The 12077-nt window shown below is 69.4% G+C and carries 9 protein-coding genes; 8 read left to right on the forward strand and 1 reads right to left on the reverse strand.

Features of this window, described 5'->3' with window-relative positions; translation table 11 throughout:
• The first annotated feature begins 254 nt into the window (after positions 1-254).
• The 5 genes from ACIOC0_RS01480 to ACIOC0_RS01500 all read left to right on the forward strand — a co-directional run bounded on the left by ACIOC0_RS01480 (position 255) and on the right by ACIOC0_RS01500 (position 6414).
• Entirely contained in the window at positions 255-1694 is a 1440-nt protein-coding gene (locus tag ACIOC0_RS01480; RefSeq protein WP_402150926.1) for an endo-1,4-beta-xylanase, read from the forward strand.
• A 100-nt stretch (positions 1695-1794) separates the two neighbouring features.
• The gene (locus tag ACIOC0_RS01485; protein WP_402153128.1) at positions 1795-3111 is read left to right on the forward strand and encodes an RICIN domain-containing protein; all 1317 of its coding nucleotides are present in this window, start codon (positions 1795-1797) and stop codon (positions 3109-3111) included.
• A 157-nt stretch (positions 3112-3268) separates the two neighbouring features.
• A complete protein-coding gene (locus tag ACIOC0_RS01490) occupies positions 3269-3427 on the forward strand; it encodes an RICIN domain-containing protein (protein ID WP_402153130.1) in 159 nt (52 codons plus the stop codon).
• Positions 3428-3484: 57 nt separating this feature from the next.
• Positions 3485-4621: a ricin-type beta-trefoil lectin domain protein gene (locus tag ACIOC0_RS01495; RefSeq protein ID WP_402150927.1), complete on the forward strand. Its 1137-nt coding sequence runs from the start codon at positions 3485-3487 to the stop codon at positions 4619-4621.
• Positions 4622-4980: 359 nt separating this feature from the next.
• Entirely contained in the window at positions 4981-6414 is a 1434-nt protein-coding gene (locus tag ACIOC0_RS01500) for an arabinofuranosidase catalytic domain-containing protein (protein ID WP_402150931.1), read from the forward strand.
• A 7-nt stretch (positions 6415-6421) separates the two neighbouring features.
• Here ACIOC0_RS01500 and ACIOC0_RS01505 read toward each other — a convergent pair whose 3' ends face one another.
• Complete coding sequence (locus ACIOC0_RS01505) at positions 6422-6871, reverse strand: hypothetical protein (protein WP_402150932.1); 450 nt, start codon at positions 6869-6871, stop codon at positions 6422-6424.
• A gap of 62 nt (positions 6872-6933) precedes the next feature.
• Here ACIOC0_RS01505 and ACIOC0_RS01510 point away from each other — a divergent pair, with 62 nt between their 5' ends.
• The 3 genes from ACIOC0_RS01510 (at position 6934) to ACIOC0_RS01520 (ending at position 12017) form a co-directional block, all read left to right on the forward strand.
• Positions 6934-7467 carry an RICIN domain-containing protein gene (locus ACIOC0_RS01510; RefSeq protein WP_402150935.1) on the forward strand — a complete coding sequence of 178 codons (534 nt, stop codon included), beginning with the start codon at positions 6934-6936 and terminating at the stop codon, positions 7465-7467.
• 77 nt (positions 7468-7544) lie between these two features.
• A complete protein-coding gene (locus ACIOC0_RS01515; protein WP_402150937.1) occupies positions 7545-9953 on the forward strand; it encodes a ricin-type beta-trefoil lectin domain protein in 2409 nt (802 codons plus the stop codon).
• A gap of 81 nt (positions 9954-10034) precedes the next feature.
• Positions 10035-12017 carry an alpha-L-fucosidase gene (locus tag ACIOC0_RS01520; RefSeq protein WP_402150940.1) on the forward strand — a complete coding sequence of 661 codons (1983 nt, stop codon included), beginning with the start codon at positions 10035-10037 and terminating at the stop codon, positions 12015-12017.
• Positions 12018-12077: the final 60 nt, after the last annotated feature.

The raw sequence follows: 12077 nt of genomic DNA on the forward strand, positions 1-12077 counted from the left end.
ACACCAAAGCCTGCGCCACCCCTTCACGTCCCACCCGCCGTACGTCACCCGGCGACCGGCCGCGTGCCGTCCGTGCCGGTCGAGATCGTCTCCGTCCCCTGAGCGCGGTGTCCGGTGGTTCCGAGCTGCCCGGGTTTCGGACCGCCCCGTCCGACTGCGAGTGGGAGCGGCGACGCACTCCTCGCGATGCGGCGAACCATGCGCTGGCCGCCGTACTTCAGTCCTTCTTCGACGCCTACCCTGGAGGCACATTCATGGGTTCGTATGCCCTTCCCAGACCCGTTGTCCGCCGGAAGGTCCGCGGCCTGCTGTGGGCGCTGGTCGCCGGTGTCCTCGGAGTGGTCGCCGCACTGGTCGCGCCGCCGACCGCACACGCCGCCGAGAACACGCTCGGCGCCGCGGCGGCGCAGAGCGGCCGCTACTTCGGCACCGCCATCGCCTCGGGCAGGCTGGGCGACTCGGCGTACACGACGATCGCAAGCCGTGAGTTCAACTCGGTGACGGCCGAGAACGAGATGAAGATCGACGCCACCGAACCGCAGCGGGGCCAGTTCAACTTCAGCGCCGGCGACCGTGTCTACAACTGGGCGGTGCAGAACGGCAAGCAGGTGCGCGGCCACACCCTGGCCTGGCACTCCCAGCAGCCCGGCTGGATGCAGAGCCTCAGCGGCAGCGCACTGCGCCAGGCGATGATCAGCCACATCAACGGCGTGATGGCCCACTACAAGGGCAAGATCGCCCAGTGGGACGTCGTGAACGAGGCCTTCGCCGACGGCAATTCAGGAGGTCGGCGCGACTCCAACCTGCAGCGCACCGGCAACGACTGGATCGAGGTCGCCTTCCGCACCGCGCGCGCCGCCGACCCGGCCGCCAAGCTCTGCTACAACGACTACAACATCGAGAACTGGACCTGGGCCAAGACCCAGGGCGTGTACAACATGGTCCGCGACTTCAAGCAGCGCGGCGTGCCGATCGACTGCGTCGGCTTCCAGTCGCACTTCAACAACGACAGCCCGTACAACAGCAACTTCCGCACCACCCTGCAGAGCTTCGCGGCCCTCGGCGTCGATGTGGCCATCACCGAGCTCGACATCCAGGGCGCCTCGGCCACGACCTACGCCAACGTGACCAACGACTGCCTGGCCGTCTCGCGCTGCCTCGGCATCACCGTCTGGGGTGTGCGCGACACCGACTCCTGGCGATCGGAGCAGACACCGCTGCTGTTCAACGGCAACGGCAGCAAGAAGCCCGCCTACACCGCCGTCCTCAACGCCCTCAACGGCGGCTCCACCCCGAATCCCCCCACGCCTTCGGACTCCGGACCGGTCAGGGGCGTCGGTTCGGGCCGCTGCCTGGACGTGCCCGGCACCAGTACCACCGACGGCACCCAGCTCCATCTGTGGGACTGCCACAACGGCACCAACCAGCAGTGGACGTACACCACGGCCGGCGAGCTCAGGGTCTACGGCGACAAATGCCTGGACGCCGCCGGCACCGGCAACGGCGCCAAGGCCCAGATCTACAGCTGCTGGGGCGGCGACAACCAGAAATGGCGCCTCAACTCCGACGGATCCATCGTCGGCGTCCAGTCCGGCCTCTGCCTCGACGCCGTCGGGGGCGGCACCGCCAACGGCACCCTGATCCAGCTCTACACCTGCTCGAACGGCAGTAACCAGCGCTGGACCCGCACCTGATGGGAACTGACACGAACGAAAAGGTGAGTCGATGAAGACCTATGGTGCGGTTTCGCCCGCCCCTCCGCCACGGCATCGCTGGTGGTCCCGGGTCGCCGCCCTGGTGGCGGCGACCCTCGCGATCGGCCTGCTCGCCGTGGTGAAACCGTCGCCCGCCGAGGCGGCGACGGTGGACACCGGTGCCTGGTACGTCCTGGTCAACCGCAACAGCGGCAAGGCGCTGGACGTCTCCGGCGCGTCCACCGCCGACGGCGCGCGGGTCGGCCAGTGGACGCGCAACGACCAAGCCAACCAGCAGTGGCAGTTCGTGGCCTCCGGCGACGGCTTCTACCGCCTCAAGGCCCGCCATTCGGGCAAGGTTCTCGACGTGGCCGGCGCCTCGACCGCGGACGGTGCCGCGATCCAGCAGTGGACCGACCACGCGGGAGCCAACCAGCAGTTCCGCCTGGCCGACTCCGACGCGGGCCACGTCCGGCTGATCAACCGCACCAGCGGCAAGGCGGTGGAGGTGCAGGGCGGTTCCACCGCCGACGGAGGAAACGTCGTCCAGTACACCGACCGGGGCGGCGCCAACCAGCAATGGCAGATGATCAAGGTGTCGTCCGGTGGCGGTGGCGGCGGTGGCAGCGCCGGATGCGGCAGCGCACCGACTCTGACGAGCGGTACGTACACGATTCAGAGCGGCGGCAAGAGCCGCAGCTTCATCCTCAGGGTTCCCGCCAACTACGACAACAGCCGCCCCTACCGGCTGATCTTCGCGTTCCACTGGCGGGGCGGAACCGCCGGCGACGTCGCCTCGGGCGGCACGAGCGGCACCTCCTGGTCCTACTACGGCCAGCAGGAACAGTCGAACAACACCGCGATCCTCGTCGCCCCCCAGGGGCTCGGCAACGGCTGGGGCAATGCCGGCGGTGAGGACGTCACCTTCGTCGACGACATGCTCCGGCGCATCGAGAGCGGCCTCTGTGTCAACCCGGCACAGCGTTTCGCCACGGGCTTCAGCTGGGGCGGCGGTATGAGCTACGCACTCGCATGCAGCCGGGCGAACGTCTTCAGGGCCGTCGCGGTCATCTCCGGCGCCGAGATCAGCGGGTGCAGCGGCGGCACCCAGCCCATCGCCTACTTCGGCATCCACGGCGTCAGCGACTCCGTCCTCAACATCGCGCAAGGACGGACCCTGCGCGACAAGTTCGTCAGCAACAACGGCTGCACCCGCCAGAGCCCGCGCGAGCCCGCGCCGGGCAGCCGGACGCACATCACCACCACCTACTCGGGCTGCCGTGCCAGATACCCGGTCCAGTGGGCCGCGTTCGACGGAGGCCACATGCCCGGTCCGGTCGACGGCTCCACCGGCGAAAGCGGCGTCACCACTTGGACCAAGGGAGAGATCTGGAGGTTCTTCGCACAGTTCCAGTGACGCGCCGGCACCATGAAGTGGGGCCAGGATCATCCTGGCTCCACTCCGTCGACGTCTGTCGCGCGCTGTCCCGTCTTCTGGTCGTACGGCGCCGACGCGTCGGCAGGCCCAACATCGTGCAGCAGGCCTCCCGGACGGAGCGGCCGGCAGTCTGTGGCTGCCGGTACAGCAGTCCGACGGCTCGTACTCCTTCCAGAACACGAACAGCGGCCTCTGCCTCGACGTCTACGGCGGCGGCAGCAACCTCGGCCAGCAGCTCGACCGATGGCCCTGCAAGAACACGGCCGGCAGCAACCAGGACTTCACGCCCCGCTGACCGGCCCGCGTGCTCGTTCACCCCCCACCCACTGACCCGCACCAGTGAGGAACGCTGATGAAGAAGTACCTGGCACCCTGGGTCGCGGCGCTGGCGACCGCGCTCGGTCCGGGCGCCGCCCTGCCCGCGGCGGCCGCCACCGGCACCGAGCCGCCGCCCTCCGCCGTACGGGCCGCCGCGCCCACCGCCCTGCGGCTGATGCCGTTGGGGAACTCCATCACCTGGGGCGTCGGCAGCTCGTCGGGGAACGGCTACCGCGGCTTCCTGCGGAACCAGCTGGCGGCCGAGGGACACGCACTGGACTTCGTCGGCTCGGGTCGAAACGGCACCATGTCCGACCCGGACAACGAAGGCCACTCCGGCTGGCGGATCGACCAGATCACCGGCATCGCGGACTCCGTGCTGGCCCGTTACCGCCCGAACGTGGTCACTCTGGAGATCGGCACCAACGACCTGAACGGCAACTACCAGATCCCGACCGCCCCCGACCGGCTCCGCGCGCTCATCGACCGGATCACCGGCGCCGCCCCCGACGCGACCGTCCTGGTCGGCACCGTGATCATCTCCACCAGTGGCACGGAGGAGGCCAACCGGCCCGCGTTCAACGCCAGGATCCCCGGGATCGTCCAGGCCGCGCAGGCCGCCGGCAAGCACGTACGCCTGGTGGACATGAGCGCCCTGACCAGAGCGGACCTGGCCGACGCCCTGCACCCCAACGACACCGGCTACCGCAAGATGGCGGACGCCTTCAACGCCGGAATCAAGGCCGCGGACGCGGCCGGCTGGATCAAGCCGCCGGCTTCCGCGGGCGGCGAGGTGCGCTCGGGGATCGCGGGGAAGTGCCTGGACGTCAACGGCGGCAACAGCGTCAACGGGACCGCGGTGGACGTCTGGTCCTGCAACGGCTCCGACGCCCAGCTCTGGTCCGCTCGCTCCGACGGCACCCTGCGGGCCCTCGGGAAGTGCCTCGACGCCACCGGCCGCGGTACCGCCAACGGCACGAGAATCGCTGTCTGGGACTGCAACGGCGGCGCCAACCAGCAGTGGCGGGCGTACAACGGCGGTTACCGCAACCCGGTCTCCGGCCGTTGCCTCGACATCCCCGGCGCGTCCGCCGCCGACGGAACGCAACTGGTCCTGTGGGACTGCAACGGCGGTGCCGACCAGCAGTGGACGGCTCTGCCGGCCTCCTGACCCGGTGAACCTCAGGTGAGGTGAACGAACACCCGCGCCCGGCACGGCGACCGTCGCCGGACGCGGGTTTCGCCATGCCCTGACAGCGGCTCAGTCCCGTATACATGGGATGGATGGGGTTCTGACGTAGAGCGACACGTCTATTGACAGCGCGAGAGGCGTATGGAATCACTATCGACATGGGATGTCTGAGGGTTCCCTGTGGATGCTCCAGAGCGTCCTGGCCCCTTCGGACAGGCACGGCACTCTCTGTCCCCTTCCCCCACATATCAAGGAACAGAATGCAGCCTTCATTCGTTCCGCCCCGGAGCCCCGCGGCTCTCGGACGACTCTTACCGGCGGCCGCCACCGTATGCGTCATGGCACTGCTGGCCATCCTGGTCGCGACCGCGCCGTCCTGGCCGTCAGCGGCGTCGGCGGCGACCCTGGTGAGCTCGGCGTCGGGGCGGTGCCTGGATGTCAAGGGCAACGTCGACACGCCGGGAACGGCGCTGGACATCTGGGACTGCAACGACCAGGCCAATCAGGCCTTCGAGCTCACGTCGGCGGGTGAGCTGAGGACGATGGGCGGCACCCGGTGCGTGGACGCCTACGACAACCGGACGACTCCCGGAGCCCCGGTGGTCATCCGGGCATGCGACGGCCGGCCGGCCCAGGTGTGGCGACGGAACTCCGACGGGTCCGTCACCGGTGCGGCATCCGGCTTCTGCCTGGACGTCAGCGGAGCGGGAACGGCCAACGGCACCGCGGTCATCCTGTGGACCTGCAACGGCCAGAGCAACCAGAAGTGGAGCAACCCGGCGCCCCCGCCTCCGCCTCCGCCCGGCGGGTCCGGCCCCTGCGACATCTACGCCGCGGGCGGCACGCCGTGCGTGGCGGCGCACAGCACCGTGCGGGCACTGCAGCGTTCGTACAACGGCTCCCTGTACCAGGTCAGGCGCTCCTCGGACAACGCCACCAGGGACATCGGCGTGCTGGTGCCCGGCGGCTTCGCCGACGCGGCGGCGCAGGACTCGTTCTGCGTCAACACCTCATGCGTGATCACCGTCGTACGCGACCAGTCCGGACACGGCAACGACCTGTGGTACCAGGGATCGGCCCAGGTGCCCGGGTCGAGTCAGAGCAGCCCCGCGAAGGCGACCTCCGAGTCGCTCACGGCCGGGGGCACCAAGGCCTACTCGCTGTACATCAACCCCGGGAACAGCTACTGGCGGGACGGCCACCTGACGGGAGTGCCGACCGGTGCCGCTCCGGAAGGGGCGTACATGGTGACCAGCGGCACCCACGTCAACAGTGGCTGCTGCTTCGACTACGGCAACAGCGAGACGAGCCGGAAGGCCGACGCCGCCGGGGCGATGGACGCGATCAACTTCGGTACCCAGTGCTGGTTCGGCGGGTGCGCCGGCAGCGGCCCCTGGGTGCAGGCCGATCTCGAGTGGGGCCTGTATCCCGGCGGCAGTCAGTCCTGGAACCCCAACCAGCGGGCGTTTCCCGGCAAGTTCGTGTCGGCGATGCTGAAGAACAACGGCACGTCGAGGTTCGCGCTCAAGGGCGGCAACGCGCAGTCCGGTGGCCTGACCACGCTGTGGGACGGCGGACTTCCCGGCGGATACAGCCCCATGAAGAAGCAAGGGGCCATCGTCCTGGGGAGCGGCGGCGACTGCTGCAAGCCCGGCGGCGGCGCCAACCTGAGCGCCGGCACCTTCTACGAAGGAGCCATCGTCGTCGGCTACCCCTCCGACGCGACCGACAACGCCGTACAGGCCGACATCACCGCGGCCGGCTACCGCTGAGCTCATTTCACGCCCCATCACAGGAGGATCGGATGAGGACGAGGATGAGAACGGGGACGAGAAGCAGAGCGAGACGCGGCCGTCCGGCACTGTTGGCCGGCCTCGTCCTGGCACTCGTGCTGCCGCTGCTGTCGACGCCCCTGAGCCAGGCCACCGAGGGCAAGGCGCTGAGCGTGAACCTGGCGTCGCCCCGCGGGCCGTCGACGGGCGTGGGGGCAGCTGGCAGCCCACCGGCAACCGGTGGGCGCTCCGGGACTACGCCGACATGACCGTTGACCCTCGTCGACACCTCCGGCCAGGTCGGCTCGACGGCGATCTCGGCCGCCGTGGACGCCTCCGCGAGGCGAGCGGTCGCGGTCGTCGGCGACTCCAACGGGTACACGGGCGCGGCGTCCGTGACCTTCAACGGGCTGTCGTCGGTGCCGTGGCCGGCGAACGACGGCAGTGCGCACGTCACTGTGCACCGCATCCCGGACCAGGCGCCACTCGCGGCCCCCCCAGACCGTGTACGACCAGAACGTGAGCACCGCCGGTGGCTCGATCACCGTGCCGTTCACGTTCCAGGGCCCGCACGACGCCTTCGCCGTCTATCTCACCCCCGTCTCGTCCGGGGCCGGGGGCTTCCCGGACGGCTACCAGCAACTCGTGGTGGCGCACGACAGCTTGTGCCTGGACGTGAACGGCGACTCCGCCGACCCGGGTGCCGCGATCGACCAGTGGACCTGCAACGGGCAGGGCAACCAGCAGTTCCGGTTCGTGCCCGCCTCGGGCGGCTACGGCGAAGTGCGGGCCCGGCGCTCCGGCCTGGACATCGCGGTGGCCGGCGGTTCCACGACGGCGGGCGTCCCGAACATCGTCCGGCAGACTCCCGGCACGACGGCGAGCAGCCTGTGGCTGCCCGTGCGGCAGTCCGACGGTTCCTACGCGTTCCGGAACAGGAACAGCGGTCTGTGCCTGGACGTCTACGGCGCCGGCGGCAACCCGGGGCAGCAACTGGACCAGTGGCAGTGCAAGAACACGCCGGGCACCAACCAGGACTTCTTCGTCCGCTGACCGCACAGCCATCGCACCCTGCGGCCGGACCCGCCACCACCGGCCACGGACCACCCCACCTGCGAAAGGAACCCACCGTGTCAGCATTCGGACGGCCGTTACGGCGCCTGCGCGCCGGAGCGGCCGTGCTCGCGGGCCTCCTCCTGACCGCCGGCGGCATCGTCGGCACGGCCGCCGCGCCGGCCCAGGCCGCCACTTCCGTCACGATCAACGGCGCGTCCGGCGGCCGGACCTTCGACGGCGTCGGCGCGATCAGCGGCGGGGGCGGCAACAGCAGACTCCTGGTCGACTACCCCGAGCCCCAGCGCGGCCAGATCCTCGACCACCTGTTCCGGCCCGGCTACGGCGCCTCCCTCCAGATGCTCAAGGCGGAGATCGGCGGCGACACCAACTCCACCTCGGGGGCCGAACCGAGTCACCAGCACACCCGGTCCGACCTCAACTGCGACCGCGGCTACGAATGGTGGCTGATGGAGCAGGCCAAGGCGCGCAACCCAGGCATCAAGCTGTACGGGCTCGCCTGGGGCGCGCCCGGCTGGATCGGCGGCGGGAACTTCTGGTCCACCGACATGGTCAACTACACGCTCTCCTGGCTCGGTTGCGCCAAGAAACACGGGCTGAGCATCGACTACCTCGGCGGGTGGAACGAGCGCGGCTACAACGTCTCCTGGTACCAGCAGCTGCGCGGCGCCCTCAACAGCAACGGCTACGGCAGCGTCAAGATCGTCGCCGCCGACTCGGACTGGGCCGTGGCGAACGACATCAACTCCAACCCGGCGTTCGCCGCCGGGGTGAGCGCCATCGGCACGCACTATCCCTGCGGCTACCGGTCGGCTCAGTCCAACTGCTCGGTCCCGTCGGCCGCCCTGGCGTCCGGCAAGCCCCTGTGGGCGAGCGAGAACGGCTCCGACGACTACAACGGGGGAGCGCAGGCCGTGGCCCGCGGCATCAACCGCGGGTACATCGACGGACGGATGACCGCCTACCTCAACTGGCCGGTCGTCGCCGCCCTCACCCCCAACCTGCCGTACCCCACGATGGGTCTCGCCCTGGCCTCGCAGCCGTGGTCCGGTGCCTACTCGATCGGCAAGAACGCCTGGGTGATGGCGCACACCAGCCAGTTCACCGCCCCGGGGTGGCGCTACCTCGACTCCTCCAGCGGCTACATCGGAGGCAACCGCGCCAACGGAAGCTACGTGTCGCTCAAGTCCCCCAGCAACTCCGACTACTCCACGGTCATCGAGACGATGGACGCCGGCGGCGACCAGACGCTGAACTTCAACGTCGCCGGAGGGCTGTCCACCGGAACCGTCCACGTCTGGTCCACCGACGTCAGGTCCGGCAACACAGCCGACCACTTCGTGCACGCCGCCGACATCACCCCGTCCGGCGGCACCTTCAGCCTGACCGTCCGGCCCGGGCACATGTACACCCTGACCACCACGACCGGACAGGGAAAGGGCACCGCCACCGGCCCGGCCAAGGCCCCGCTGAAGCTGCCGTACAGCGACTCCTTCGACGGCAACGCCACCGGCACCGAGGCCAAGTACCTCATGGACTGGCAGGGCGCCTTCGAGGCGGTGGGCTGCGGCGGCGGCCGCGGCGGGATGTGCGTGCGCCAGATGAGCCCACAGAAGCCGATCACCTGGGACACGCTGACCGATCCGCACGCGCTGTTCGGCGACGTGAGCTGGGGCAACTACACGTTCTCGTCGGACGCGCTGCTCGAACAGCCCGGCTACGTCGAGCTGATCGGCCGTGCGGGAGGGCACGACTACGACCGTACCGGCGGGCAGAACGCCTACCGTCTGCGGGTGAGCGACACCGGGGCCTGGTCGATCCTCAACTCGAACACCAACGGCACCGTCTCCACCCTGGCCCGCGGCACGACCGCCGCGCTGGGCACCAACCGCTGGCACACCCTGGGCCTCACCTTCTCCGGCACCACGATCACCGCGGTCGTCGACGGTGCCACGGTCGGCTCCGCGAACGACAGCACCTGGGCGACCGGGCAGATCGGCTACGGGACCAGCCAGGGCGAGACGGCGCAGTTCGACAACCTGTCCATCACCCCCGGCAGCGGCGGAAACGACGGCGGTACGACCGGCGCGCTCGTCGGGGCCGCCTCCGGCCGGTGCGTGGACGTGCCGAACCAGTCGCACACGGCCGGCACCCAGGTGGCGCTGTGGGACTGCAACGGCGGCAGCAACCAGCAGTGGACGAACACCTCGGCCGGTGAGCTGCGGGTCTACGGCAGCGACTGCCTGGACGCGGCCGGCCAGGGCACCAGCCCCGGCACCAAGGTGACCATCTGGGGCTGCAACGGCGGCGCCAACCAGAAGTGGACGCTCCACGCCGACGGCACCGTCACCGGTGTCCAGTCCGGTCTCTGCCTGGACGCCACCGGCGCCGGAACGGCCAACGGCACGCCGCTGCAGCTGTGGACCTGCAACGGCAGCAGCAGCCAGAAGTGGACGCGCGACTGATCCGGTGCCGGTTCGACGCTCCCCGACTCCCGCACCTCCTCCGAGATTCCCGCTCCGACAGTCCCCGAGAGGCCTCCATCCATGTCTTCCTCCTCCCTGCCGCTCAGCCGGCGCCGGCTGCTGGCGGCGGCCGGCGCTGCGACAGCCGTCGGCCTGCTGCGGTTCGCACCCGACGCCGCCGCGACCGAGGGCCCCCAGAGCTACACCCCGAGCTGGTCCTCCGTGGACCAGCACCCCCCGGCCCCGGCCTGGTTCCAGGACGCCAAGTTCGGCATCTACTACCACTGGGGCGCCTTCAGCGTTCCCGCGTTCGGGAACGAGTGGTATCCGCGCAACATGTACATCGGCGGCTCGGCCGAGAACCGGCACCACATCGCCACCTACGGCGACCCCTCCGTGTGGCCGTACAGCAACTTCATCGACGGCGCCCGCGACAAGGCCGGCAACCACGTGCAGTTCTCGCCCAAGCTCGCCTCCCAGGGCGGCAGGTTCGATCCGGACGCCTGGGCGCGGCTGTTCAAGGCCGCGGGCGCCAGGTTCGCCGGCCCGGTCGCCGAACACCACGACGGCTTCTCCATGTGGAACAGCCGCTCCAACCCGTGGAACTCGGTCCAGCACGGTCCCCGGCTCGATTTGGTGGGGCTGCACGCGCAGGCCATACGCGCGCAGGGGCTGAAGTTCATGGCCTCGCTGCACCACGCCTATCACTTCACCGGCTTCTACGACCACGTGCCGTACCAGTCGAACCCCACGCTCCGCATCCTGTACGGCCAGCAGGGCGCGTCCGCGGAGAACAAGCTCTGGTACGACAAGCTGATCGAGGTCGTCGACGGTTACCGACCGGACCTGGTCTGGCAGGACTTCGCCCTGAACCAGGTGCAGGAGTCCTACCGGCTCCAGTTCCTCGCGCACTACTACAACCAGGCGGTCGCGTGGAACAAGGACGTCGTCGCCACCTACAAGGACGGCTTCAACAACAAGGGTGAGGTCTTCGACTTCGAGCGCGGCGGCCCCGCGGGGCTGCTCACCCCCTACTGGCTGACCGACGACAGCATCTCCTCCTCGAGTTGGTGCTACACGGTCGGCATCGGCTACTACTCGACGCAGGCCATGCTCCACTCGCTGATCGACCGGGTCAGCAAGGGCGGCAGCATGCTGCTGAACATCGCCCCGATGGCCGACGGCACCATCCCCTCCGGGCAGCAGTCCATCCTGCTCGCCATGGGCGACTGGCTCGGCCGCTTCGGAGAGGCGGTCTATTCCACCCGCTCCTGGTCCAGCTACGGCGAGGGCCCGACCAAGATGGGCGGAGGCTCGTTCAGCGGACCGGTGGCCGGCAAACCGCAGGACGTCCGGTTCACCCGCAGCAAGGACAACAAGGTCCTCTACGCCACCGCGCTGGGCTGGCAGGGCGGCACCATGAACATCACGACGCTCAACTCCAACCAGATCAACCTCAGCAGCCTGACGCGCGCGCAACTGCTGGACAACACCGCCGGCGCCTACATCGACCTGCCCGCACCCACCCAGGACGCCTCGGGCCTGCACCTCACCATGCCCTCGTCCAACCCGCCGTTCAGCGCCCTGGCGTACACGGTCAAACTCACCTTCTCCGGTGAGATCCCCGTCCTGGGCGCGCCGGGCGGCTCCACCACCTGGGTGAAGATCGCCAACGTGACCAGCGGGCTGCTGCTCGACAGCGGCGGCAACGTCGCCTCCGGATCCAACCTCAAGCAGTGGAACTCCGACGGCAGCCCCAACCTGCAGTGGCAGCTGATCGACCTCGGCAACGGCTACCACCGCATCGTGAACCGCACCAACGGCATGGTCGCCGACAGTTACGGAAACTCCGCCAACGGTGCGCCCGCCCGCCAGCAGGCGTGGAACGGCGGCGACAACCAGCAGTGGTCGCTGGGCAGCCTGGGCAACAACCGCTACCAGATCGTCAACCGCGCCACCGGCACCGCCCTCGACGGCAGCGGCAGCACCACGTCCGGTTCGACCACGGTGCTGTGGACGCCGAACTCCAGCACCAACAACCAATGGACCATCACCCCCGTATGAGCACCCGCGCTCCCTGTCACTCCCCTGACCACGGAAGAAGGAGAGCATGAAACGCAAACC

The organism is Streptomyces sp. NPDC088254 (genome assembly GCF_044740925.1).
In the GTDB taxonomy this organism is placed as follows: Bacteria; Actinomycetota; Actinomycetes; order Streptomycetales; family Streptomycetaceae; genus Streptomyces.

Bases quoted from the DNA above. Each gene is read 5' to 3' on its own strand.
- ACIOC0_RS01495 (WP_402150927.1), top strand. From the start codon at position 3,485: ATGAAGAAGTACCTGGCACCCTGGGTCGCGGCGCTGGCGACCGCGCTC.
- ACIOC0_RS01480 (WP_402150926.1), top strand. From the start codon at position 255: ATGGGTTCGTATGCCCTTCCCAGACCCGTTGTCCGCCGGAAGGTCCGC.
- ACIOC0_RS01520 (WP_402150940.1), top strand. From the start codon at position 10,035: ATGTCTTCCTCCTCCCTGCCGCTCAGCCGGCGCCGGCTGCTGGCGGCG.
- ACIOC0_RS01500 (WP_402150931.1), top strand. From the start codon at position 4,981: ATGGCACTGCTGGCCATCCTGGTCGCGACCGCGCCGTCCTGGCCGTCA.